24 protein-coding genes are annotated in these 24991 nt (G+C 62.4%); 14 read left to right on the forward strand and 10 right to left on the reverse strand.

The window, feature by feature from the left end; genetic code table 11:
• The first annotated feature begins 19 nt into the window (after positions 1 to 19).
• Both KUV72_RS07130 and hpaI read left to right on the forward strand, forming a co-directional pair.
• Positions 20 to 1294 carry an alpha/beta fold hydrolase gene (locus KUV72_RS07130; protein WP_222237882.1) on the forward strand — a complete coding sequence of 425 codons (1275 nt, stop codon included), beginning with the start codon at positions 20 to 22 and terminating at the stop codon, positions 1292 to 1294.
• A 131-nt stretch (positions 1295 to 1425) separates the two neighbouring features.
• Complete coding sequence (hpaI, locus tag KUV72_RS07135; RefSeq protein WP_222237883.1) at positions 1426 to 2250, forward strand: 4-hydroxy-2-oxoheptanedioate aldolase; 825 nt, start codon at positions 1426 to 1428, stop codon at positions 2248 to 2250.
• A 21-nt stretch (positions 2251 to 2271) separates the two neighbouring features.
• Here hpaI and KUV72_RS07140 read toward each other — a convergent pair whose 3' ends face one another.
• The 4 genes from KUV72_RS07140 to KUV72_RS07155 form a co-directional block, all read right to left on the reverse strand.
• A complete protein-coding gene (locus KUV72_RS07140) occupies positions 2272 to 3213 on the reverse strand; it encodes a RimK family alpha-L-glutamate ligase (protein ID WP_222237884.1) in 942 nt (313 codons plus the stop codon).
• A 78-nt stretch (positions 3214 to 3291) separates the two neighbouring features.
• Complete coding sequence (locus KUV72_RS07145; protein ID WP_222237885.1) at positions 3292 to 4905, reverse strand: zinc metalloprotease; 1614 nt, start codon at positions 4903 to 4905, stop codon at positions 3292 to 3294.
• 124 nt (positions 4906 to 5029) lie between these two features.
• A complete protein-coding gene (locus KUV72_RS07150) occupies positions 5030 to 5335 on the reverse strand; it encodes a hypothetical protein (protein ID WP_206942007.1) in 306 nt (101 codons plus the stop codon).
• Positions 5336 to 5376: 41 nt separating this feature from the next.
• Positions 5377 to 6912 carry a M28 family metallopeptidase gene (locus KUV72_RS07155; RefSeq protein ID WP_222237886.1) on the reverse strand — a complete coding sequence of 512 codons (1536 nt, stop codon included), beginning with the start codon at positions 6910 to 6912 and terminating at the stop codon, positions 5377 to 5379.
• A 593-nt stretch (positions 6913 to 7505) separates the two neighbouring features.
• On the opposite strand from KUV72_RS07155, the gene KUV72_RS07160 reads away from it, so the two are divergent.
• Positions 7506 to 8729, forward strand: coding sequence for an MFS transporter (locus KUV72_RS07160; RefSeq protein ID WP_222237887.1), 1224 nt, complete (start codon positions 7506 to 7508; stop codon positions 8727 to 8729).
• Positions 8730 to 8863: 134 nt separating this feature from the next.
• Here KUV72_RS07160 and KUV72_RS07165 read toward each other — a convergent pair whose 3' ends face one another.
• Both KUV72_RS07165 and KUV72_RS07170 read right to left on the reverse strand, forming a co-directional pair.
• Positions 8864 to 9820, reverse strand: coding sequence for a phosphatidate cytidylyltransferase (locus KUV72_RS07165; protein ID WP_222237888.1), 957 nt, complete (start codon positions 9818 to 9820; stop codon positions 8864 to 8866).
• Positions 9813 to 10502, reverse strand: coding sequence for a lysophospholipid acyltransferase family protein (locus KUV72_RS07170; RefSeq protein WP_222237889.1), 690 nt, complete (start codon positions 10500 to 10502; stop codon positions 9813 to 9815). The genes KUV72_RS07165 and KUV72_RS07170 overlap by 8 nt, the downstream gene beginning before the upstream one ends.
• A 150-nt stretch (positions 10503 to 10652) precedes the next feature.
• Between KUV72_RS07170 and gmk the strand changes: the two genes are divergently transcribed.
• The 6 genes from gmk to KUV72_RS07200 all read left to right on the forward strand — a co-directional run bounded on the left by gmk (position 10653) and on the right by KUV72_RS07200 (position 15746).
• Entirely contained in the window at positions 10653 to 11285 is a 633-nt protein-coding gene (gene gmk, locus KUV72_RS07175) for a guanylate kinase (RefSeq protein WP_206942011.1), read from the forward strand.
• 215 nt (positions 11286 to 11500) lie between these two features.
• Positions 11501 to 11761 (forward strand): DNA-directed RNA polymerase subunit omega, encoded by a 261-nt coding sequence (gene rpoZ / locus KUV72_RS07180; RefSeq protein ID WP_206942013.1) that lies wholly within the window; start codon positions 11501 to 11503, stop codon positions 11759 to 11761.
• Positions 11762 to 11824: 63 nt separating this feature from the next.
• Positions 11825 to 13957: a RelA/SpoT family protein gene (locus tag KUV72_RS07185; RefSeq protein WP_206942015.1), complete on the forward strand. Its 2133-nt coding sequence runs from the start codon at positions 11825 to 11827 to the stop codon at positions 13955 to 13957.
• An 82-nt stretch (positions 13958 to 14039) separates the two neighbouring features.
• Entirely contained in the window at positions 14040 to 14429 is a 390-nt protein-coding gene (locus KUV72_RS07190) for a RidA family protein (protein WP_206942017.1), read from the forward strand.
• 72 nt (positions 14430 to 14501) lie between these two features.
• Positions 14502 to 15014 carry an RNA 2',3'-cyclic phosphodiesterase gene (gene thpR, locus KUV72_RS07195; protein WP_222237890.1) on the forward strand — a complete coding sequence of 171 codons (513 nt, stop codon included), beginning with the start codon at positions 14502 to 14504 and terminating at the stop codon, positions 15012 to 15014.
• 237 nt (positions 15015 to 15251) lie between these two features.
• Positions 15252 to 15746, forward strand: coding sequence for an acyloxyacyl hydrolase (locus KUV72_RS07200; RefSeq protein ID WP_222237891.1), 495 nt, complete (start codon positions 15252 to 15254; stop codon positions 15744 to 15746).
• 110 nt (positions 15747 to 15856) lie between these two features.
• On the opposite strand, the gene KUV72_RS07205 is transcribed toward KUV72_RS07200, so the two are convergent.
• Complete coding sequence (locus tag KUV72_RS07205; protein ID WP_222237892.1) at positions 15857 to 16735, reverse strand: SDR family oxidoreductase; 879 nt, start codon at positions 16733 to 16735, stop codon at positions 15857 to 15859.
• A gap of 115 nt (positions 16736 to 16850) precedes the next feature.
• On the opposite strand from KUV72_RS07205, the gene KUV72_RS07210 reads away from it, so the two are divergent.
• Both KUV72_RS07210 and recG read left to right on the forward strand, forming a co-directional pair.
• The gene (locus tag KUV72_RS07210; protein WP_206942022.1) at positions 16851 to 17768 is read left to right on the forward strand and encodes a hydrogen peroxide-inducible genes activator; all 918 of its coding nucleotides are present in this window, start codon (positions 16851 to 16853) and stop codon (positions 17766 to 17768) included.
• Complete coding sequence (gene recG, locus KUV72_RS07215; protein WP_222237893.1) at positions 17765 to 19846, forward strand: ATP-dependent DNA helicase RecG; 2082 nt, start codon at positions 17765 to 17767, stop codon at positions 19844 to 19846. The genes KUV72_RS07210 and recG overlap by 4 nt, the downstream gene beginning before the upstream one ends.
• 206 nt (positions 19847 to 20052) lie before the next feature.
• Here the strand turns inward: recG and KUV72_RS07220 are convergent, their stop codons facing one another.
• The 3 genes from KUV72_RS07220 to KUV72_RS07230 form a co-directional block, all read right to left on the reverse strand.
• Positions 20053 to 20409, reverse strand: coding sequence for a hypothetical protein (locus KUV72_RS07220; protein WP_206942024.1), 357 nt, complete (start codon positions 20407 to 20409; stop codon positions 20053 to 20055).
• A 92-nt stretch (positions 20410 to 20501) separates the two neighbouring features.
• A complete protein-coding gene (locus KUV72_RS07225) occupies positions 20502 to 20777 on the reverse strand; it encodes an HU family DNA-binding protein (protein WP_045991652.1) in 276 nt (91 codons plus the stop codon).
• A gap of 292 nt (positions 20778 to 21069) precedes the next feature.
• A complete protein-coding gene (locus KUV72_RS07230) occupies positions 21070 to 22242 on the reverse strand; it encodes an FAD-dependent oxidoreductase (protein WP_222162287.1) in 1173 nt (390 codons plus the stop codon).
• A gap of 155 nt (positions 22243 to 22397) precedes the next feature.
• Between KUV72_RS07230 and KUV72_RS07235 the strand changes: the two genes are divergently transcribed.
• The 3 genes from KUV72_RS07235 (at position 22398) to phoB (ending at position 24911) form a co-directional block, all read left to right on the forward strand.
• A complete protein-coding gene (locus KUV72_RS07235; RefSeq protein ID WP_206942026.1) occupies positions 22398 to 22982 on the forward strand; it encodes a chorismate--pyruvate lyase family protein in 585 nt (194 codons plus the stop codon).
• A 234-nt stretch (positions 22983 to 23216) separates the two neighbouring features.
• Positions 23217 to 24110: a 4-hydroxybenzoate octaprenyltransferase gene (gene ubiA / locus KUV72_RS07240; RefSeq protein WP_222237894.1), complete on the forward strand. Its 894-nt coding sequence runs from the start codon at positions 23217 to 23219 to the stop codon at positions 24108 to 24110.
• Positions 24111 to 24221: 111 nt separating this feature from the next.
• Positions 24222 to 24911: a phosphate regulon transcriptional regulator PhoB gene (phoB, locus tag KUV72_RS07245; protein WP_206942029.1), complete on the forward strand. Its 690-nt coding sequence runs from the start codon at positions 24222 to 24224 to the stop codon at positions 24909 to 24911.
• Positions 24912 to 24991 lie beyond the last annotated feature (80 nt).

Here is a 24991-nt window from a genome sequence, read left to right on the forward strand (position 1 = left end):
CACGACGCAGGAAACCAACATGCCGACCGACCACGCCATCCAGGGCCTGCATATCACCGACCATAGACTGACCGTGCCCGTTGACTGGTCCCACCCGGACAACGGCGACACCCTCAGCCTGTTCTATCGCGAGGTCTCTGCCGCACAGCGTCAGGATGAGGATCTGCCACTGCTGGTGTTTCTCCAGGGGGGGCCGGGGGGCAAGTCTCCCCGCCCCACAGCCCATGGGCCTGGCTGGCTGCACGAGGCGCTGAAGCACTACCGGGTGATCCTGCCGGATCAGCGGGGTACGGGGCGTAGCTCGCGTATCACCGGCGACATCATGGCCGCCTTCCACGATGCCGAAGCCGCTGCAGACTATCTGGCCTGCTTCGATGCCCACGCGGTCGTGGCGGATCTCGAGCACCTGCGCAAGACTCGCTATCAAGGGGCGCGCTGGGCGACGCTGGGCCAGAGCTACGGCGGTTTCCTTACACTGACCTACCTGTCCTATGCGCCTCAGGGACTCGAGAGGTGCTATATCACCGGCGGGCTCCCTGCCATCGAAGCCGACCCCGACGAGGTCTATCGACGTACCCATCGGCGGGTGGCGGCCAAGCTGGACGCTTATCTGGCGCGCTTTCCGGCTGACAAGGACCAGCTCGATGCCATCGCCGATCACCTGCTCGACCACGATGTGCGCCTGCCCAATGGTGATCCGTTCAGCGTCCGCCGCTTGCAGAGCCTGGGCCTGATGCTCGGCATGGGTGACGGTGCCGAGCGCCTGCACTGGTTGCTGGAAGAAGCCTTCAGCGATGATGACCGTCGCCACCTCAATCATCACTTCCTGGTGGAGGTGATGACGCTGACCGGGTTTGACGAGAACCCGCTGTTTGCCGCCATTCACGAGAATATCTACGCCCGCCCCGAGGGCTCCTGCGACTGGTCCGCCGAACGCCAGCGAGGCGATATCTTCGACGAAACGCGGCGTCCGCTCAGCTTGACCGGCGAGATGATCTACCCCTGGATGTTCGACGACATCCAGGCCCTCAGGCCGTTTCGCGACGCCGTACACCGGTTGGCACAGCGCCGCCTGTCCCATCCCTTCTACGATCGCCACCAACTGGCCGCCAACCAGGTCCCGGTGATGGCATTGATTTACTTCGACGACATGTACGTGGACGCCGAACTGTCGTTGGCCACCGCCAAGGCCATTCCCCACCTGCGCTACTGGATCACCAACGAGTACGAACACGATGGCCTGCGCCAGGATCCGACGGTGCTGCGCCGCCTGATGTCGATGGCTGAGGGATGAGGGATGAGGGATGACTGCGCTAGACCGTGTGCTGGCGATGAGGTGGCAATTCGCGTAAGAGTATCGGCACACAGAGACAGATAAATGACCATCGCGTCAGCGCTGCTCACACGCTCGAAAGGACACCGACAATGACAACGACTCCACGGCACGCCCCCTCGGCGGGTAATCCCTTCAAGGTCGCGATGGCCGAGGGTCATCATCGCATCGGCCTGTGGCTATCGCTGGGCGATCCGTATTGCGCTGAAATGTGCGCCAGTGCAGGCTTTGACTGGCTGCTGATAGATGGCGAGCACGGCCCCAATGACCTGCGTTCACTGCTTTTCCAACTGCAGGCGGTGACGGCCGCCGGTGGCCACCCGGTAGTAAGAGTGGTGCAGGGCGAAACGGCATTGATCAAGCAAGTACTGGATATCGGTGCACAGACCTTGCTGGTGCCCATGGTCGACACGGCGGAGCAAGCCCGCGCCATCGTGGCGGCCACCCGCTACCCTCCACAGGGCATCCGCGGAGAAGCCTCACCCATCGTTCGCGCATCCCGCTGGGGCGCCCGTACGGACTATCTTCAGCACGCCAATGACGAGGTTTGCCTGCTGGTTCAGGCGGAAAGCGTAACAGCGCTGGATAACCTCGAAGCCATCTGTGCCGTGGATGGTGTCGATGGCGTATTCATCGGTCCCGCTGATCTGGCTGCCTCCATGGGGCATCTCGGCAATGCGTCCCACCCCGAGGTGCAAGCAGCCATCGACACCGCCATCACGCGGGTCAAGCACAGCGGCAAAGCTGCCGGTGTGCTGACCGGTGACCCGGATCAGGCCAGGCACTACCTGGCCCTTGGTGCCCAGTTTGTAGCGGTCGGGCTGGACGTCAGCCTGCTGATGCAAGCGGTACGACAGCGGGCGGCTGATTTTTCGCTCGGCCCCGCTTCCCCCTCTTCCGCCGATGGTCCCTACTGACGTTCGCAGGAGTCCTGACGGCTACCATTCGCCGCCGCCACGCTCCAGGGCGGCGGCGATGGCCTGGGGAATGGGCTGGCCGGTGCGCTCGCTGGCGAACAGGTACTCGCCGGCAGGGTTGACCTCGAGAAAGACGTGACGTCCCTCGGGTGTGACCCTTAGGTCGATGGCGCCGTAGGCCAGGCCGAAGGCCTTCATCAGCGCCCTGAGGCCTGTCTCCACCTCGGCGGGCAGGGTATAGGCAAACACCCTGGCGCTGCCCACCCCGCTGCGGTAGTCGACCTCATACTGAGGTTCGCTTTCAAAGGCGGTGGCGAACATCTCGCCGGCCACGGCGGTGACCCGAATATCCAGCGCCAGCGGGATATATTCCTGGAAGATCACCGGGGCCAGGCGCACAGCATCGAGCTGGGCGAACTCGGCCTCACCGACCTTCAAGGTCTCTCGCGGGGCCTCGACGATATTGCGAAAGGCCTTGCGCACCACGCCACCCTCCAGGTGTCGGCCGACAAATTCCGCGGCGGCCTCCGGACGGTTGGTAATCAGGGTATCGGGTATCTCCAGCCCCAGCCGGTGGGCCAGTCGATGTTGAGCAAGCTTGCGCTGGGCACGCTCGTCGGCCAGAGGATCATTCATCCAGAAGCCCTCCATGGCGTACCACAGGCCCTGAACCGCTTCCTGAGTTTCAGACCAGGCGAACAGGCGCTCGGTGCCATCGCCCAACGCCGGGTCCAGGTCGAAGGGGCGCAGACGTCGATTCCACACCGAGCGCACCTCATCCAGTGCCACACGCCGACCATCAGGCAGCGTCAACCACAGGCTGTCGCCGCTGGCACCGGCGTAGGCGAGAATGCCAAGCCGTTGGGGAAAGTCGGCGACGTCGATGACGTCCACCGGTGAATGCAGATGTTCCAGCACACGCTCGACGTGGGTGTTGTCGGCAAAGGACAGGATCAGAATCATGGAAAGCTCCCATGGACAATGAGGCCGCTACGTGAAACATGGCGGGCGCCAGGGTGACGCTCGCCATGTGAACGGGAGCTACTGGCCGCCAAGTTGGAGGTAGGCTTCCCAGGCCTGCTGCCAGGCCATCATCCCCTGCTGATCGAGCATGCCCATCTGGTGAAGCTGAGCGTAGTACGCCAGCATTTGCGCGTACTCAGCGAGCAGCGCCTGACCATTGTCTGCACCGTCACTGGTGGGCGGCTTCAATGACGCTCCGGCAGGAGGCTGGCCGGTCGCCAGCACGAAGGGCTGCAGCGGCGTGCCAAGCTGCACCGGCATGGCGGGTTGCACCGGTACACTGCCCCAGCCGCCGGGCTGCGGATTCTCGAAGGACTGCTTGCCGCCCTCGAGCAGGGCCTTGCCAGGGGCTTCGTAGACCTGCTTGGGGGGATCCAGCGGCTTGATCTTGCCAGGGTCGACGCCTGGATCCTTGGCCAGGTCCTTGGGCTTGTCCTTGGCCAGGTCCTTTGGCAACTCCTTGGGTTTTTCCTTGCTGAGCTCCTTCGGCGGCTCCTTGATACCGTCCTTCAACAGATCCTTGCCACCATCCTTCGGTCCCTCCTTGGGAAAATCCTTGATCACCTCCTTCGGGCGATCCTTGGGCAGCTCCTTGCCGGTTTCCTTGGCCGGGTCCTTGATCGGGTCCTTGGCCAGCTCCTTGACGATCTCCTTGGTCAGCTCCTTGGGGCTGTCCTTGGGCGGGAACTTGGGCAATACCGGCGTACAGGACACCGTCTCGCCGATGGCGCTGCGGGGTCCGTCCAGGCAGGCCTGCATCCGTGCCACCTGGCCTTCGGTGAACATCACCATGGTGTCGTCATCGACGTAGTCCATGTAGTTCATGAACATGTCGCCGTTGGGACCGTTGTCGCAGGACACCTTGGGGAAGGTGGGCTTGCCCACGTTGGCGCCGCCTTGGTTGGGCGTATCGTCGACGAAGTCGGAGCCGGAACAGCCGGTGCCATCATCCCCCCAGATATGGAACAGATTGAGCCAGTGGCCGATTTCATGGGTGGCCGTACGCCCCAGATTGAACGGCGCCTGGGCGGTGCCCATGTTGCCGAAGGCGGTGTAGGTCACGACCACGCCGTCGGTGGCGGCGGGGCCTCCCGGGAACTGGGCATAGCCGAGCAGACCTCCGCTCAGCGGGCAGACCCAGATATTGAGGTACTCATCAGAGGGCCAGCCATCCTTGCCGCCGGTGGCGTCGGCCTTGACCTTGTCATCCCCCGAGAACCCGCTGACCTCGGTCTGGGTACGGGTGATGCCGTCGGTGGCGTTGCCGTCTGGATCGGTGGTGGCCAGGGCAAACAGCAGTCTGGCATCCGCCGCCAACGGGGCGAACGGCGTCGGTACGCTGGAGATATCGGCGTTGGTCTTGCGGAAATCCTGGTTGAGGATCTCGATCTGGCTGTCGATCTGCTCTCTGGAAATGTTCTGGGTATCGGTCTTGTAGACCACGTGCACCACCACCGGTATGCGCGTGCATCCCGGACGCTGTACCATGGTGCCACGCATGGCGCGAAAGGCGTGCTCCTCGATGCGCGCCCGGCGACGGGCGTACCCTGGGTCTTCGTCAAGCAGGCGCCGGTGCAGCGCCATGGTGCCACAGCAGCGACATCCTCTTGGATGGTTCATTTCTTCAGACATGACTTGCTCCCCGCCAGCCAGGAGGCCAGCGTTGTGAGTACGGACTCATTGGCCAGCGGCAGGCTGGCCTCCTGCGGCCCCACAACGCTCTTCCCATTCGCCTCGGGCGGGTTGCGCCAGGAGCCTATCGCTTGGTGATGATCAGAATGTCCTCTTCCACTGCATCAATGTCGTAATCGCCTTCCCATCCGGGCAACGTCAGCTGCAGCTTTTGTCCTTGCTGCTGCCAATGTCCCGTGGCATCACGACAGGGCCGGTCGGATGCGCTGCCGCCGTAGCACTCGGCAGAGCCATCAGGGTGGAGGCAAAGCCGCCGACGAGGCATGCGCGACGGGGCGATCGCCGGTGAATCGGGATGACGCAGAATCATGCAGCCGTTCACTCCCTCCTCCTTCACTTCCACCCAGTCTCCGCACAGCGGCATCGTCATGGCTGCCTCCTTATGAAGTGTTGTTCTACGCTCCAGCGCGGTCATGCAGAGACCTTCGTCCCCAAGGCCCATTGCCACCCGGCGTCGAGGGACGGATGCCATTGTGCCGACGCCTGCAGACGACGGTACTGCGCCAGCAGCGCCTGCCGGTGGGCCTCGAAGTGACGCCACGGGTCCCCCCGATGATGGCGCTCGTCGCCGCGGCAAACACATAGCGGCAGCGGCGCGGGGGGCTGCATCGACGACCGTAGCCCGGCGCGTTCGGCCACAAAGGCCAGGTTCATGCTGATGATCTTCATCGCATAGTCGATATCGACCGTGGCCAGCACGTCACCAGGCCCATGGATATTGGCGTTGGCTCCATCGGCACCTTCAATGGTCAATACCGCCGGAATGCCCGCATCAATAAAGGGCACATGGTCACTCGCGAAGGGATTCAGCGAGACCTGCAGCTCAAGATCGGTAAACTGCGCTCCCGCGGCGCTGAGTCCATCGATCATGTCCTGGCTGAGCGGCGCGCCTTCCAGCAGGACGGCTTGAGGCGTCGCATTGACCGAACCAATCATGTCCATATTGAGCACGCCCGCGATCCGTTGCCGCTCGCCACTCGACAGTCCCGCGACCCACTGACGGCTACCATGCAGCCCCTGCTCTTCCCCACCGAACAGGACAAAGCTGATGTCATCGTCGAACTGGCGCTGAGCCAGCACCTCGGCCATCAGCACTACCGCCGCCGATCCGCTGGCGTTGTCGTCGGCGCCCGGAGCTGGCGCCGACGGTCCTCCCTGATGATTGACGCTGTCCAGGTGCGCCACGACCAGCCAATGCCGAGGATGGGCGCCAACCCCTGCCAGCGCGGCTGCCACATTGCTACTGGTGCCCCCTGTCGGGATCGATACGGTCTGACGCGAACAGGACAAACCCGCAGCAGCAAATTGGCCTTCCGCCCAATCCGCGGCCTCGCCATAGCTGGCGCTGGTAGAATGCCGAGTGGGCCAGGACACCAGCTGTCTGATCAACTGGTCATAGCGTGAACGTGAGGCCGAACTCACCAGGGCAGTCAGCGACGTGGCGCGAGTCTCAGGGACCGCGGTGGGCTTGGCCTGATGGAACAGAACAGTGTCCTTGTTCAGCGGAAACAGGCGAAAACACGGCTCCTGATGGTCATCGAGCCCAGCGTTGATCTGACGCGCCGTGGCTCGGTCCAGGTCGACCACCAGATAGCGGCCCGCATTCAGCAGTACCGGCACGTCAGGATACTGCTGCTGAAACAGCCGGCCCTTCTGGCAGACACCGTGCAGGCTCCCTCGGGCGACATCCACCGCCTGCACGTCGGCGCTATTGCCAGTACTATCGCCAGTACTATCTCCAGTACTATCTCCAGTACTATCTCCAGTACTATCTCCAGTACTATCGCCAGTACTGTCATCAAGCGTCGCACGCAGCGCCGGCCAGCGCGCATTGGGCGCGACCAACAACTGCTGACCTCCCGCCTGCACCCGCCAGACTCCCGCTACTATCAGCGGTTTGGCGCGAGCGGAAGAAGACGTTATCGTTTGCCTCAGTATCACCTTCATGGAGTCACCCTTTGCTGCCATCAGCAGCAGGGACGATGCGCCAGAACGAGACGGTCCCGCTCACCGGCAGAACCCTCTTCAGCGGAATTAGCCGCAGCGTAATGGATTATCAAGGTAGTTGTTTCACGGCCAACCGTCTGTGGCTGCCCTGGCTCCAGCAACCTCAGGCACCTATCCGTAACTCTTTGATCATCATCGAATCATCTGAGTGAACGGATCATCCACACCGGGTGGTGTCAGTTCCCTGAGAAAAAAGTGCACAGAAAATCAGTGGGCTGGCGAGAGATGAAACTTTTTCACCTAAGGACACACCAAGCTGAGTGAAGGTCTCGTCCAGGCCAGGTCGTGCCGTTCATGTAGTAAAGCTCCGAATCTGATCAGCGATGAAATCGCCAGCCGTGCGCTCTGCGCAGGTCTTCTACCACCGGAGTACTGGCGACAAAAGGTCGGCATATTCGAGAATATTGTCATCATTGTCGCCGAGAAAGGACCCTACAGACGGTAGAACACGCCTGTTACTTGCTTTATACTTTCGTCGTAAATTTACGATCTCGACATCCCGTCGGGATCGTTTTCGTTTGTCGGGAGGTCCCATGGCAATCTCCATCACCAATCTTCGTGCACGGCATCCTCGCCTGGCGGAGCTCGCCCTTGCCCTTGGTGGCTTCGGCATCGGTACCAGCGAATTCGTGATCATGGGGTTGATGGAGCGGGTCGCTCAGGACCTGTCGGTCAGTTCCGCTGACGTGGGCTACGCGATTTCCGCCTATGCCCTCGGCGTGGTTGTCGGCGCTCCATTGATCTCGGCGCTGGCGGCACGGGTGCCCAGGCGTACACTGCTGATCTGCCTGATGCTGGTCTTCGCCATCGGCAATATCGCCAGCGCCCTGGCCACCAGCTTCTGGCCCTTCGTCGGGCTGCGCTTCATTGCGGGCTTGCCCCACGGCGCCTATTTCGGCGTCGCCGCTCTGGTCGCCGCCGCCGCGGTCCCGGTCGAGGAGCGGGCGCGGGCCATCAGTCGTGTCATGCTGGGTCTGACCAGTGCCATCGTGATCGGCGCCCCCCTGGCGACCTGGGCCGGTCAGTGGATGGGCTGGCAATTTGCCTTTCATGCGGTTGGTGTCATCGCCTTCCTTACCATGGGCATGATCCGGCTGTTCGTGCCGCGCCAGCCCCATGACGTCAAGGCCAGCCCCAAGCGCGAGCTGACAGCCCTGGTGAAACAGCGCGTGCTTTACACTCTGGGCGTTGCCAGCATCGGCTTTGGCGGCATGTTCTCGGTCTTTAGCTACGTGGTCCCCACCTTGCGCGCCCAGGCCGACATGCCCGAGTCCATCGGACCCTGGGTCCTGGCGATCTTCGGCATCGGTGGCATCATCGGCAACCTGGTGGGTGCACGCGCCGCCGATCGCAACTTGATGAAAGCGGTGCCCAGAATCCTGCTGTGGTGTCTGGTCGTCCAGGCCGCCTTCTACTTTGCCGCCAACAACCTATACACCGGCATACTGTTTGTCGGCCTGGTCGGCACCAGCATGGCGCTGGGGCCTGCCCTGCAGACCCGCCTGATGGACGTCGCCGGCGACGCTCAGACCATGGCGGCCTCGATGAACCACGCTGCGTTCAACTGTGCCAATGCCTTGGGTGCCTATCTCGGTGGTGTGGCCATCAAGGCGGGCGCTCCCTGGTCATCCAGTGGCCTGGTGGGTGCAGGGCTGGCGTTTGGCGGCCTGGTGGTGTTCATGCTGGGGCTGCGGGCAGAAAAACGCAGCGACGCCCGTCGTGCCGCACGGGCGCAGGCGGCCGACAACAACGCCTGAGGCGGCGACCGACCGACGATCTCGGCCGGGCACACTCCCGACCCGCTCCGCCGGGTGGTTCATACGACAGCGCCGGTCCCCTGAGGACCGGCGCTGTCGTCATGACGCCCACAAGGCAGAGGTAGCGAGTCAGCTCAGGCGACAGACCAGAAGTAGCGCACCACATGAAAGAAGATGGGCGCGGAAAAGATCACTGAATCCAGGCGATCGATAAAGCCACCATGCCCCTCGATCAGGTGTCCCCAATCCTTGATCCCGCGATCACGCTTGATCGCTGACATCACCAGCCCTCCAACGAAGCCCAGCAACGCGATCATCAGTGCCAGCAAGGCCGCCTGGAGCAAGGTAAACGGGGTCATCCAGGCAAGTCCTGCACCGACCAGGGTGGCACTCGCCACCCCACCGATAAACCCTTCAAGCGTCTTCGATGGGGACAAGCGTGGCGCGATCTTGCGCCGACCTATCAGCTTGCCCCACACGTACTGCAGCACGTCACTGAGCTGGACGACGACGATAAGAAAGGCAATCAGCAGGACATTGCGCCCTTCAAAACCGGGAATATCCAGCGTCAGCAATGCGGGCACGTGCGATACGCAGAACACGCACACCATCAAGGCCCACTGCACCTCGCTGACTCGGTCGAGAAAGCCATGGCTATCGCCCCTGATCGCGGCGACAACCGGCAGCAGCAAGAAGGCATACACCGGAATGAAGATCGAATACATGCCGTAGTACTGCTGCCAGATAAACACGTACTGCACGGGCAGCACCACGAAGAACACCAGCGCCAACGCCCAGTGATCGGCGCGTCGAGAAGGAATCAGGCTGAGAAATTCGCGCAGCGCGGAGAAGGAGGCAAAGGCGAACAGCAGCACCACGCCTGTTCGTCCGCCCAGCAGGGCGATGCCCATCAGTATCGCCATCAGCCACCAGGAACGAATACGCTGGTTGAGGTTCTCGATCACCTCGTTCTCCCCACCAGGGGAGTAACGCCTCGCCAACACGAAACCGATGGTACTCGCGACCACCAGGATGCCGGCAATCGCCGCCAGCAGCGTTCCCAGGCCTGCGGGGATCACCATGTCATTCATGCGACGCGCCTCCCTGGAGCGATGCTTCTTGCGCGTTCGGCGCCAACGCCATCAGCGACTCCTGGGCACGCGCCAGGAAGTCTGTGCGGCTCTCGTGATCAATACGCGGCAGGGGTGCCCCGTAGGTCAGGGTGCACAGCAGGGGCAGGGGAACCACCTCGCCCTTGGGCAGCACCCGGTTGAGGTTATCGATCCATACCGGTACCAGTTCGACCTCGGGATGGCGCTGGGCCAGGTGATAAAGCCCGGAACGGAACGGCAGCATGCCATCCTCACGGGTGTTACGCGTGCCCTCAGGGAACAGGATCAAGGAGTCGCCTGCTGCCAGTGCAGCGCCCATGTCTTCGAGGGGGTCTCCCTGTGGCTGCGTCGCCGTCTGGTCTGTGTTGCGTTGACGCGCGATGAGCACGCCCTGAAACACCTCATGGATCAAAAAACGGCGCAGCGGCGACGCCAGCCAATAGTCGGCCCCCGCCACCGGGCGAGTTCGCGCTCGCAGGCGCGGCGGCAAGGTGGTCCAGATCAGGACAAAGTCGCCATGACTGGAGTGATTGGCGTAATACAGCCGCTGGCGCGCTATCGGCGCGATTCCCGACCAGATTGGCCGTGGCGATGTCACCAGGCGTGCGAACAGGCGAATCAGCATGCCCGTCAATGACGCCCTCCAAGAGGGTTTCTTCATGTTCATTCCCTGTATCAGGCACCGCGTGCGAGATATCCCTCTCCGGCGTCGACGGGTGCAGCCCGGACGGCAACTGTGCCATACTTCGGGCCCTCGGTTGCCCTCATATTGCACTCTCTGTTCCGAATCCCTCAGGTGAAGACCCCGCCCATGTCCCAAGGTACGCTATTCATCATTTCCGCCCCTTCCGGCGCCGGCAAGACCAGCCTGGTGCGCGAATTGATCGAGGGCCTCGACGGCATTCAGGTATCGGTCTCGCATACGACCCGAGCCAAGCGACCGGGCGAGGTAGATGGCGTGAACTACCATTTCGTCGACATGCCGACCTTCGACGCCATGATCGACAAGGGCGACTTCTTCGAGCACGCACGGGTCTTCGACAACTGCTACGGCACCTCGCGAAGCGCCGTGGAAACCCTGTTGGCCGCAGGTCAGGACGTCATCCTCGAGATCGATTGGCAGGGCGCTCGTCAGGTCAGGGCGCAGATGCCGGACGCGGTCTCGGTGTTCATTCTGCCGCCCTCCCGGGAAGAGCTCGAGCGTCGCCTGTCGAGCCGTGGTACGGATGACCATCAGGTCGTCAGCGCGCGCATGCGTGAAGCCGTCAGTGAAATGTCTCACCATGACGAATACGACTTCCTGGTGATCAATGACGACTTCACCACGGCGCTGGACGAACTGCGTGCACTGGTCGTCGCCCAGCGCCTGGCGACCCCGCGCCAGAATCAGCGTCATGCTGCCCTGCTCGAAGCGCTGTTGACCGATACGCAGCCACACAATTGAGGTACCTCCTCACCACCACGCCGTTGGGCAAGCGGTTCGGCACTGCAACGACCGTCCAGCGTCTTGTCAGAAGCGGCGTGACTCGAGTAATCTAGCCTGTCACTTCGCAGGTGCAACCCCCGGGCGCAATCGTCGGCGGGGGCATAGTCCGTCTCGCCGACCGCGAAAGGCCAGCACCTGCCCGACACACTGTCTGTCAGATCAGGAAGGGCCCAATGGCGCGAGTTACCGTCGAAGATTGTCTGGAACATGTCGAGAACCGTTTCAAGCTGGTGATGATTTCCACCCAGCGCTCCCGTCAGCTGGCCCGCGGCTCCCGCGATGCCCTGCTGCCCTGGGAAAACGACAAGCCCACGGTCATGGCCCTGCGTGAAATCGCCGACGGCCTGATCGATGACAGCGTACTGGACGAGCCGGTCGAGGCTCCCAGCCGCTTCCGTCCCGAGTATTCTCACGCCTCGCCCTCCGAGGAATGATCGCGCCGGGGATGGCCGTTGGCCATCCCACGGGGTCCTCATCACGCAGTCGGGGCACGCCACATGTTCACCATCGACGATCTGTCTGACCGACTCGGAGGCTATCTGCCCGCCGAGGAAATCCAGCAGGTCAGGCGTGCCTTTTACTACGCTGAACAGGCCCATGACGGCCAGCGCAGGCGTTCCGGTGAACCCTATGTGACTCACCCCTTGGCGGTGGCCAATATCCTCGCCAACATGCACATGGACCATCAGAGTCTGATGGCGGCCATGCTGCATGACGTCATCGAGGATACCGGCGTCCCCAAGGAGGCCCTGGCCAGACAGTTCGGCGAGCCCGTGGCCGACCTGGTCGACGGTGTATCCAAGCTGACCCAGATCACCTTCGAGGACAAGGCCGTCGCCCAGGCGGAGAACTTCCAGAAGATGGTGCTGGCGATGTCCCAGGACATCAGGGTCATCATCGTCAAACTGGCCGACCGTCTGCACAATATGCGCACCCTCGGTGCGCTCAGGCCTGACAAGAAGCGTCGCATCGCCAGGGAAACCCTGGAAATCTATGCTCGCGTTGCCAGCCGCCTTGGCATCAACACCATTCGCGTCGAGCTCGAGGACCTGTCCTTTCAGGCTATCCACCCGATGCGGGCCGAGCGAATCAAGCGTGCCGTGGCCAGCGCCCGTGGCAATCGTCGCTCCGCCATTCGCCAGGTGCAGAACGCCTTGCAGACGCGGCTCGACGAGCACGAGCTCAAGGGCACCGTCATCGGTCGCCAGAAGCATCTGCTGTCGATCTACCGCAAGATGCGCGACCAGCGAAAGTCCTTCGCCGAGATCATGGACGTGTTCGGCTTTCGCATCATCGCCGACGATGTCGACAGCTGCTATCGCATCCTGGGCATGGTGCACAACCTTTACAAGCCGGTACCCGGACGCTTCAAGGACTACATCGCGATCCCCAAGGCCAACGGCTACCAGAGCCTGCACACGACCTTGTTCGGCACCAACGGCATGCCCATCGAAGTGCAGATCCGCACTCGTGAAATGGAAGCCATGGCCAACAACGGCATCGCTGCCCACTGGCTCTACAAGGCAGGCCAGACCTCGCATCCGATTGCCGAGGGCAGCCGTGCCAGGGCCCGCGAATGGGTCAAGGGCCTGCTGGAGATGCAGCGCCATGCCGGCGACTCCCTGGAGTTCATCGAGCACGTCAAGAACGACCTGTTCCCGGACGATATCTACGTGTTCACCCCCAAGGGCGACATCATGGAGCTGCCCCAGGGCGCTACCGTGATCGACTTTGCCTATGCGGTGCACACCGAGATCGGCAACACCTGCATCGCCTGTCGCATCGATCGTCACCTGGCGCCGCTGTCGACCCGCCTCGAAAGCGGCCAGACGCTGGAGATCATCACCTCTCCTGGCGGCAAGCCTAACCTTGCCTGGCTCAATTTCGTGGTCACGGCCAAGGCCCGCTCGGCCATTCGTCACGCCTTGAAGCACCAACAGCACACCGAAGCCGTGCAGCTTGGTCGCCGTCTGCTGACCCGGGCGTTGATGGAATTCGAAGTACACCTGGAAGATCTGGGTGACGACGTCATGGCCCGCCTGCTCAAGGAAATGGAGATCCAGAACGAGTCCGATCTGCTGGAAGCCATCGGGCTTGGCAACCGCATGACCCACGTCATCGCGCGGCGCCTGGTGGAGCTGCAGCGGGGCGAGCGGATCACGCAGAATCGCGACAGCAGCGACAGTTCCAACGTCACTATCAGCGGCGTGGAAGGCATGGTGATCAAGTTTGCGCGCTGCTGTTATCCGCTACCGGGCGATCCGATCATCGGCCACCTATCGGTGGGCAAGGGCATCGTGGTACATCGCTCCGAGTGTCGCAATCTGCAGGAGCTGAAGAGCGATCCGGAAAAGCTGTTCACCCTGAACTGGTCGGACACCATTGATGAAGATTTCCAGGTGGCACTGCGCCTGGAGGTCGAGAGTCGTCGCGGCCTGGTGGCAGAACTGGCCGGACTGGTCACCGATGCCGACGCCAACATCGAGCGCATCGGTATCGAAGAGAGAGACGCTCGTCTCTCCATCGTCAATCTGACGCTTTCTGTGCGGGATCGCATTCACTTGGCGCGCATCATCAAGCGACTGCGTAATCTCTCCCATATCGGCAAGATTTCTCGTCTCGGCAACTGACCTGGGTGGCGCCAACAGGCCATGAATCCCATGGCCGTTCGCCACGTGGCTGTCGCCATCGACATGACATCAGGAGTCAATAATGAGCAACAAGGCTGTTATCAACACCGATCAAGCCCCCTCCGCCATCGGTCCTTACTCCCAGGCGATCAAGGCCGGCAACACGGTCTACCTGTCAGGCCAGATCCCGCTCGACCCGACCACCATGGAGCTGGTGTCGGATGACTTCGAGGCCCAGGCGCGCCAGGTGTTCACCAACATGAAAGCCGTCTGCGAAGAAGCCGCTGGCTCACTGCAGGACATCGTCAAGCTCAACCTGTATCTGGTGGACCTGGACAACTTCGCCACGGTCAACAAGGTGATGGAAGAGATCTTCACCAAGCCGTACCCGGCCCGTGCGGCGGTAGGCGTCAAGGCACTGCCCAAGGGCAGCCAGTTCGAAGCAGAAGCGGTCATGGTCATCGGCGACTGATGACCCTCACGCCTGCCGGTGCCTGTGGCGTCATCAAGGTACCGGCATGGCTCCTCGCTGGCCCAGCCCATCATGCGACTGTTCATCGCCCTGCTCCCTGACGACGCCCTGCGCAAGCGCCTGGGTGCCCTCTCTGAATCGCTGGAGGCTGACTGTGGCGGCCGCCGCATTGCCGATGCCAATATTCACCTGACCCTGGCCTTCCTGGGTGAACAGGATGCGACGACAAGCGCACGCCTTCGCCAGTTTGTCGAACACTACCCGCCCGTGAACGGCCGGCTCGTCCTCGATACCCTCGGTGTTTTTACGGCTCCCGGCATTGTCTGGATCGGCCCCGGGCAACCACCTCAGAACCTGCTGCTGCAACAGGCAGCGCTGTCTCGTCAGCTCGCTGACATGGGACTGGCTCACCGGCCTTCTCATTTTCGTCCCCATGTATCGCTACGGCGTAGAGCAATGGCGCCTGCGGCACAAGCTTTATCCGTGGACAAATTCTGCTGGTCCTATACTTCTATTCACCTAATACAGTCATCTTTAAGCCATGAGGGAAGCCACTACACGCTCTTGGCCTCCAGCAAGGCATGAAGGCGAATCATCAGGGTGAATCACCGTCAGCTGGTGGCTCTATTGGCACAAACTGACGCATCTTTATGGCATCGATCATACACAGAGTTGCCAGCACCTTTGCCCAACGTGCTGCCAGCCCCCCGCGGTCCGCACCGACCGCACATGCGTGACAGACAGGTTCACCCTGTCTCGGGTGAAGGCTTGCAGGGACATCGCAGGCCAATAACAAGGGATGAAAAGAACCAGGGAACACTCATGCCAAAAATACTTGCTCGTCCGCTGGCCGTCTGCCTGCTTGCCAGCCTTGCCACTCCAGCCATGGCTGGTCCGACGCTTGGTCTCGGCTCCACCAGTGAAGGGACAGGAGCCCTGGACCTGGGCTACGACTGGACCTTTGACCTCAGCCACTATCATCCGGCACTGGATCTTCGCCTGGGCACAGGATTCATTCTTTTCGAGGGGGATGAACGCAGCGATAACCAGGCGTTTTATGTTCGTCCGGCACTTCGCTACAGCTGGGAACACGTCTTCGTCGAGGGAGGTATTGGCGCGTCAGGATTTGTCGATACCCACATCGAGGACCGAGACCTGGGCAGCGCCTTTCAGTTCGAAGATCGTTTGGCTCTGGGCGTAAGAATGGGGGTCTACGGTGACCTGTCAGTCAGCATCACCCACTACTCCAACGCCAGTATCAAGGAACCCAATGATGGCTTCGAGCTGTATGGGTTGAATTGGCGTCTGGCCTACTAGCCAAGCCCATAGGCACCGTGATGACTCGCTGTGCCATCAGCGCCTTGTCGAGCTGTCCTAGCAACCGGGCCCGTGACACATGTCGCGGGCCCTGACCTTTCCAGGCAATCTCAGTCGACGGGATCCACCTGCAGGAAGCCCCCTTCCTTGAGCACCTGAGCGTAGCCGTCGCGAAAGCTGGGGTAACGAAAACGGTAGCCGCTCTCGATCAGCAGACGAGAATCGCAACGCTTGCTGGCCCTGCGCCGCAGCGGGGACTGAATGGTCTCGGTGCACTCGACCTTCAACTGCTTGGCCAACCACGTCATCACTTCATTGAGCGGGGCGGGTTCGCTGTCACTGGCCAGATAGAGCGGGGCCAGGGCGTCGTCCTGCAACGCCTTGTCGATCAGGTGCACCAGCACCCCGGCGCAATCGTCGCGATGAATGCGATTGGAGTACATGGGGGGCGTGGCGGGCGCAATCCGTCCTTCACTGACCTGCCGAATCAGACGGTCGCGGCCAGGCCCATAGATGCCGGAAAAGCGCACCACGGTTCCCGGTAGCGAGTGATCGATCAACGCCTGTTCGGCTTCCCGCATCAACACGCCGGAAAAGCCGGATGGCTCGGTAGGGCTCTGTTCATCGACCGTTTCTCCGTCGCGCTGGGCGTACACGCTGGTGGAGGATACGAAGAACACATGGCGGGGCGGAACATCACGTTCTGACAGGGTGCCCAGGACCGCTTTCAGCCCCTCCGGATATGCCGCACGATACGCATCTTCCTCGAAGCGGTCGGCGCTGACCACGTATACCACGATGTCAGCATCCGGTAGAGCAGTCACGGATTCAGGATCGGCGAGATCCACCGTCACTCCCTCGATGCCCGTTTCGGCCAGCCGTTCGGGGTGGCGCCGAGCACCAATGACCCGATGTTCCTTGGCCAGAAGTTCACGGCCCAGCGCTATGCCAATGTCGCCACAACCAACAATCAACGTCGTCGTCTTCACCTTTACCGCGTCCCCCTGATATAAAATCCCTATGAGGCTCCGGTCCGGAGACCCGCGCATCCAGCGTCTGGCGCCTTGATCAATACCCCGAACAGAGGATGCCGATCGGCACCATATGACTCTAACAGAACTCCGCTATATCGTAACCTTGGCCCAGGAGCGCCATTTCGGGCGTGCCGCAGAGCGCTGCTTTGTCTCCCAGCCGACACTCTCGGTGGCGGTGAAAAAGCTGGAAGAGGAGCTGGAGGTCGCCCTGTTCGAGCGATCCAAGTCCACGGTACAGGTCACACCCCTCGGCGAAAAGATCGTCGAGCAGGCTCAGCGCGTGCTGGAACAAAGCAGCGCCATCAAGGAACTGGCGACGGCCGGACGTGACCAGCTGGCCAGTCCCCTGCGCATTGGTGCGATCTACACCATCGGGCCCTACCTGTTCCCGCATCTGATTCCGGAGCTGACCCGAGGCGCCCCCCAGATGCCTCTTTATATCGAGGAAGGCTTCACCGGTGGGCTGCGGCGCAAGCTGAGGAACGGCGAGCTGGATGCCATCATCGTCGCCCTGCCGTTTACCGAGACCGACGTGGTCACCAAGCCGCTGTATGAAGAAGACTTCGAGGTTCTGCTACCGTCAGATCATCGCTGGGCCAAGCGCAAGAGCATCGCCAAGGAAGACTTGCTGGAAGAACGCCTGCTGCTGCTGGGTGAAGGTCACTGCTTCCGTGACCAGATCCTGGAAGCCTGCCCGGCCATCAGCCAGAAGCTCAACAGTCCCAACAACACGCTGACCGCAGAAGGCGGGTCCCTGGAGACCATTCGCCACATGGTCGCGTCGGGTCTTGGCATCACGGTATTGCCACGCTCCGCCATTGGTACCAGCCACTATGAGAGCGGCATGTTGATCAGCCGACCGTTCAGCGAGCCCCCGGGGCGCACGGTGGCGATCGCCTGGCGCGCCAGCTTTCCGCGGCCCAAGGCGATCGATGCGGTCACTGACGCCATCGCCCGCTGCCGCGCCGCCGACCAGGAGACGGCGTGAGTCGCCTGAACGAAGCCGTCACATCACTGAAGGGTGTGGGCGAGGCGCTGGCACTGAAGCTCGCGCGGCTGAAAGTGGAGACCGTCGAGGATCTGCTCTTTCATCTGCCGCTGCGCTACCAGGACCGCACGCGGATCACCCCCATCGCGACCCTGCGCGGGGGCCATGAAGCGGTCGTTGAGGGAGATGTCAGTGCCGCTGACGTCATCCGCGGTCGGCGCCGCAGTCTGCTGGTGCGACTGAAGGATGGCAGCGGCATTCTCAGCCTGCGCTTCTTTCACTTTTCTCCTGCCCAACAGCAGCAATTCCGTCCAGGCACACGGGTGCGCGCCTTCGGTGAAGCCCGCGCAGGAGCCACGGGGCTGGAGATCTACCACCCCGAGTACCGCCTGATCGGGGGTGACGAGCCACCCGTGGAAGATCATCTGACCCCCATCTATCCGACCACCGAGGGTCTCCACCAGGCCAGGCTGCGCGCCTTGATCGACCAGGCCATGGCGATGCTCGAGGCCGACCCAGCAGCCTTGCCCGACTATGTGCCGGACGACATTCGCCAACAGTTTTCCCTGGTCGGACTGCAGGACAGCCTGAAGACCCTGCACCACCCACCCCCGGACAGCGATGTCGACGCCCTGAGCGATGGCCGCCATCCGGCCAGCAGACGCCTGGCCACGGAAGAGCTGCTGGCCCACCAATTGAGCCTGCGCGAAGTGCGCCTGCGCATTCAGTCCGACGGCGCCCCTTGCTTGCCCAGCGGACGCAGTCTGAAGACGCGTTTTCTGGCGCAGTTGCCCTTTTCTCTGACCGGCGCCCAGCGGCGTGTGCTCGACGAGATTGGCGTCGATCTGGCCAAGCCTGCTCCCATGCTGCGGCTGGTCCAGGGTGACGTGGGTTCAGGCAAGACCGTGGTCGCTGCCATGGCCGCCCTGACCGCCATTGCCGGAGGCTGCCAGGCCGCCATCATGGCGCCGACGGAACTGTTGGCAGAACAGCACTATCGGGCGTTTCGCGACTGGTTCAGCGCTCTGGACATCGACGTCGCCTGGCTGTCGGGCAAGCTCAAGGGCAAGGCACGACTGGATACCAAGGCGGCTATCGCCGATGGTCGGGCGCGGATGATTGTCGGCACCCATGCCATCTTTCAGGATGACGTCTCTTTTGACCGCCTTGGCCTGGCCATCATCGACGAGCAGCATCGCTTCGGCGTCCACCAACGCCTGGCACTGCGCGAGAAAGGCGAGCAAGGTGGTCTGACGCCCCATCAGCTGGTCATGACTGCGACGCCGATCCCACGCACCCTGGCGATGAGTGCCTATGCCGATCTTGATGTGTCGGTGATTGATGAACTACCGCCCGGCCGAACTCCGGTCACCACTGCTGTGGTGCCGGACGAGCGTCGGCCCGACGTCATTGCACGAATTCGTAACGCCTGTGCCGAAGGAAGGCAGGCGTACTGGGTGTGTACCTTGATCGAGGAATCCGAGGCGCTGACCTGTCAGGCAGCCGAGGTGACCCATCAGGAGCTGACAGAGGCCCTGCCTGAGCTGTCCATCGGGCTGGTACACGGTCGCATGAAAGCCACCGACAAGGCCGCTACCATGGCTGCCTTCAAGGGCGGTGAGCTGGACCTGCTGGTAGCGACCACCGTCATTGAAGTCGGTGTCGACGTGCCCAACGCCAGCCTGATGATCATCGAAAACCCTGAACGTCTCGGGCTCTCCCAGCTTCACCAGCTGCGTGGACGCGTCGGTCGAGGCAGCACCGAAAGCTACTGCGTGTTGCTCTATCACCCGCCGCTGTCGAACACCTCGAAGCAGCGCCTGGCGGTGATGCGAGAAACCACCGATGGCTTTCGCATTGCCGAGCGGGATCTGGAAATTCGTGGTCCAGGCGAGGTGCTGGGCACCCGCCAGACAGGCCTGGCTCAGATGAAGATTGCCGACCTGGAACGCGACGCCGACCTGCTGCCACAGATCACCCCACTGGCAGACGCCTTACTGGCACGCGATCCTGGGGCTAGTCGCCCGCTGATCAGGCGCTGGCTGGGAGAAGAAGCTGGGCGCTATGGGCAGGTGTAGACCGCGCAGAGCCACAAGGCATGTCGTGGGAAGCGTGCAGGAAGACGATGGCTGATGCCCCCTGAAACGGGATGTCCTCAATGCCTGCAGCACTATCAAGTTCTGTCACACGATCAAGGTGTGGTGGATGAGGGTGCCAAGATTCACTCGCTGGCGGTGGGCCAGCTCCGCGCGATCACGAGCCACACAATGGTTGCCGTCATCCCCTACAGATGCTTGAGCAGACGCTGCAATCTGTCCATATCCTGAGCGTCCCCTACCAGGCGCAACTGTCCCGACATCATGGCGTCGAAAAACACTTGCTGGGTGGGCCGACGCAACACCTTCACCGCTGTCTGGCTATCCTGGAAGCGCAGCTCGAGGTCCAGGTCGACAGGGAGTCCTCGCTGGGTCTCGATACCGCTGGGCCGCATGCGGTAATAACGAGCGATCGACAGGTCCTCTGTCGCGATACCCCAGTCGAGCCCACCTTTTTCTTCCAGCCGCTCACGAAAGCGCGCCTTGCGCTTGAGTGCCCGCTTCAGCATGACACCCAGCAGCCACAACATCAGTCTCAAAGTCATGTTGCCTCACGCTGGAATAGGAAGGCGCGGCCCGCCAAGCGAGCCGCGATATCAGCCATTCGCTGCCATTTCTGATAATGGCTAGCGTCGCCTCAGCGGGCGACGGCGTCCTTGAGGCCCTTGCCGGGCTTGAAGGCGACTGTCTTGCTGGCGGGAATCTTCAACGGCTGACCCGTCTGGGGATTCTTGCCGGTCCGCGCGGCACGCTCGCGCACGGTAAAGGTGCCGAAGCCGATCAAAGACACATCCTGGCCCGAGGAAACACTGCCGGTGATCTCGTCGAGAATCACGTTCAGCACCTGGCTGGCCTTGTCCTTGGATAGATCAGCGCGCTCGGCAATTGCCGCGGCGAGTTCTGGCTTGCGCATACAGCCCTCCTAATTTTGGCTTGACTACCCGGTGCCATGGCACCGGGATCATTGTTATGGAAACACTGTCCGTGTGTCCACCTGGACCCTTCCAGGTCCTGCCATGCCAACGCTCCCATACGATGCCGGCAATGAACGTCACGGATCGATCAGTGCATCCTTGTTGTGGTGAGATGACACTCGAAATCCATCGACGTGACACCGTCCATTCGTGTTACACGAATCAGAATCAGTATCACACACTGCAACGATGGCACCTCCAACGACGGTGGCCCAGCCACCATCAACGAACCTAGCCTAGCAACGGCGGTGCCGCCCGCGCCAGTTCGACTTTCCGACGAACGCATTTTCCCGTCAACGCAAACCCCTTGAGCTGCCCCTGTTCGTCCTCGGCAAGGGCGCTGATGTCATCGCCATCGGCCTCGATCCGCCATTGCACTCGCTCACTTGCCGGCGGCAACGCCACCACCGGCAGCAGCGGTGTCTTGACCAGCACGGGCCATGGGCCGTAGCTCACCGGGGTCGGGCTGCCGCACAGGGTAGCGGCCAGGGCCTTGGCCGATGCCTGCAACGGCTGCACATACATCGCGTTGACGCCGTCCACCGATGCCACGTCTCCCAGTGCGTGTATACGCGGACAGGACGTCGATAGATAGCGATCCACCTGGATGCCGTCGGGGCCGGTACGGATGCCCGCCGCTTCGGCCAACTGGCTGCGGGGCCTGAGCCCCGTAGCGACCAGCACGAGATCAGCGCTCAGCGTCTGGCCGTCATCGAGCCGAAGGACGATCTCCTGTTCATCGCCCGCAGCCTGACGCGCTACGCTGTCGACCAGGCGCCCGCTTCTGATCTCGATGCCAGCGTCACGAAACGCATTGCCCAGCGCCTGGCCCGGCTGCTGGGGCAGCAGCCTCGGCAGCAAGGTGGGCTCCGGGCCAACCATGACGACCTGGTGTCCGCCCGCCTGGAGGTCGTTGGCGAACTCGCAGCCCACCAGGCCCAACCCGATCACCGCCACTCGCGCCGGACGCTCCAGGCCGTCAAGAATGGCCGAGAAGCGGCGGTAGTCATCGAGATCATTGATCGAGAACACGCGGCCGCTGAGCTCCGCCGGAATGGCGAAGGGAGCGACAGGGCTGGCACCGGTAGCCAGCACCAGGTCCGACCAGGGCAGCCGTTCCTGGCCAATCCACAGGCACGAGGACGCTGTGTCGATTCGGTCTACCCAGGTATGGGGGCGCACCACCACATTCAGCTGATCGGCCAGCTCCAGGGCCGAACGGGCCGCCAGCCGATCCGCCGCCAAGCCCTTGGCAAAGCCCGTAGATAACAAGGGTTTGGAGTAGTCATCGCCGCTATCGGCCGTGATCAGGGTGATCGGACGCCGGGCGTCCAGTGCGCGCACCTGGCGCACCAGGCCAATGCCTGCCATGCCAGTGCCGATGATGGTCAAGGGTGCTTGCATCACGTACTTCGACTCTGCCGACGACCGCACTGCGGTCATTCAAGAAACCGGAGTGCCCAGCGGGGGCTCCAGCGAGTGACTCCTGTGCACCATGGTACACTATGCGCCCATCTACCGGAGCACGACGTCCGGTGCAGCAAGGACCTCAAGGCCCCATGTCACAGCATCCTCATGTCACCCCGTCCCGTTGCCATGTCGAGCCCGAGTGCCCGCGATCGACTCCCGAGTGGCGCGACATCCCCGCATCGTCGCATGCTATCTCTGAGCGCTGGCTGGAGTGGCTGGCTTCCCGCGACTCACTGACGGAGAGACTGATGGCGGCCGCTGGCGAGGGACGCTTTCACGTGCGTCTGCTCGACCAATACCTGGGGCAGCCATGGCCGGACGAGGCCGAGGCATTGGGACTGGCGGCCGGCCAGCAGGCCTGGTTGCGCGAGGTCGCGCTGTGCGTCGACGAGGTCCCTTGGGTGGTGGCACGCTCAGTGGCACCACGGGTGAGCGATCAACAGGCGCCCTTTGCCGGCCTTGGCGAAAACTCGCTGGGCAGTTGGCTGTTTCAGCAGCCGGATCTTCGCCGCAGCCCGATCGAGATCAGCCGGATATCTCGTCCTATCCACGGATACCGCGGTATCTGGCAACGGCGCTCTCTGTTTTGCCACGGGGGCTGGGTGATGCTGGTGCAAGAGAGCTTTCTGCCCGCCATGGCCGAGGCGCTGTCACTCGACCCGTCTCCAGGCTAGACAGCGACCGCGCTGTACTGGTCACGCCCGTCTCCCCGCGCTAGGCTTGGTCCGTCATGTCGACAAGCGCTGACCAGACCTGGCAGCAAATGGTCGCTCCCGGCGACACCCATGGATGAACTGTCTCGTCTTGTTTCGACGCTCAACGCCACACCAGCGGATGCGGACACGACAGAAGCGTGCCCGCCACGATGCCTGTGACAGCGACTTTCCACTAGCCCTCGAGAGACCACGATGGACCGCTCCCTGCTGCGTCCCCCCGGACGCCTCGCCCGAATTCCCGACTTCCTGGCGCTGATGCGTCTGGATCGCCCCATCGGCACCTGGCTGCTGATGTGGCCAACACTGTGGGCGCTGTGGGTAGCGGCGGACGGCATTCCCGCCCGCGACACCCTGCTGATCTTTGTCGCTGGCGTCTACCTGATGCGAGCAGCAGGCTGTGTCGTCAACGACTATGCGGACCGCCATTTCGACGGTCACGTCAAACGTACCAAACACCGCCCTCTGGCGACTGGGCGTATCAGCGAGCAGGAAGCCAAGGTCCTGTTCGTCGGTCTGCTGACAGCGGCCTTCGTGCTGGTCTGGCTGACCAACGGCTTTACCGTATGGCTGTCGCTGATCGGCGCCGTGCTGGCCGCCAGCTATCCCTTCATGAAGCGCTACACCCACTTTCCCCAGGTGGTGCTGGGGGCGGCCTTTTCCTGGGCGATTCCCATGGCATTCGGTGCCGTGCTGGGCGAGGTACCCACGGTCGGCTGGATCCTGTTCACCGCCAATGTACTGTGGACGGTGGCCTATGACACCGAATACGCCATGGTGGACCGTGACGATGATCTCAAGATCGGCATCAAGTCGACCGCAGTGCTGTTTGGTCGCTGGGACACTCGCATCATCGCGCTGCTGCAGCTGGCAACGCTGGGCCTGCTGGCCTGGGCGGGCGCTCTGCTGAATATCGGCGGTTTCTATTGGCTGGGATGGCTGGCCATGGCGGCTACCTTTATCCACCAGCAGAGACTCATCAAGGAGCGTGATCGCGATCGCTGCTTCCAGGCCTTTCTCAACAATCACTGGTCGGGCCTGCTGCTGTTTGCCGGCCTGGCGCTGAGTCTCTATCCCGACCTGGGGTGACCCTATCGAGCTGTCGAGTGCTCGACAGGTCGGCCAATGTCATCTAAATGTCACATTGACGTGGTGTCATCTGTCACCGTTGATAGGAAGACCCTGAACAAGAGGCCCGGGATGACAGCCAAGACCGTATTGATCGTCGACGACGAAGCGCCCATCCGCGAAATGATCGCGGTGGCTCTGGAAATGGCCGACTACCGGGTCCTCGAGGCCGACAATGCCCAGGCGGCTCACGCGATTATCGTGGACGATCAGCCAGACCTGCTGCTGCTGGACTGGATGATGCCCGGAACCAGTGGCATCGAGCTGGCACGCCGCCTCAAGCGGGAAGAAACCACCGCCGAGCTGCCGATCATCCTGCTCACCGCCAAGGGTGAGGAGGACAACAAGATTCAGGGGCTTGAAGCAGGTGCAGACGACTACATCACCAAGCCGTTCTCTCCCCGGGAACTGGTCGCCCGTCTAAAAGCGGTGCTGCGACGTGCCACTCCTCGCGGCGTTGAAGACCCGGTGGAAGTCGACGGGCTCAAGCTCGATCCTGTCAGCCACCGCGTCAGCGTCGACGGCAAGTCGCTCGACATGGGGCCCACCGAATACCGCCTGCTGCAGTTTTTCATGACCCACCAGGAACGCGCCTACACCCGCGGCCAGTTGCTTGATCAGGTCTGGGGTGGCAACGTCTACGTCGAGGAACGCACCGTCGACGTGCACATTCGCCGCCTGCGAAAGGCCCTTGGCGAGCCACATCAGCAGCTGATCCAGACCGTGCGCGGCACCGGCTACCGTTTTTCGGCCAAGATGTGACGTCTTGCCTCCCTTCCACGCAGGCTTGACAGCGCCTGTACGGCTGGCGGCAGACAGGAGGACATAGGTGAACGGAGCCA

It is taken from the genome of Halomonas sp. DP4Y7-1 (assembly GCF_019800705.1).
GTDB lineage: Bacteria > Pseudomonadota > Gammaproteobacteria > Pseudomonadales > Halomonadaceae > Halomonas > Halomonas litopenaei_A.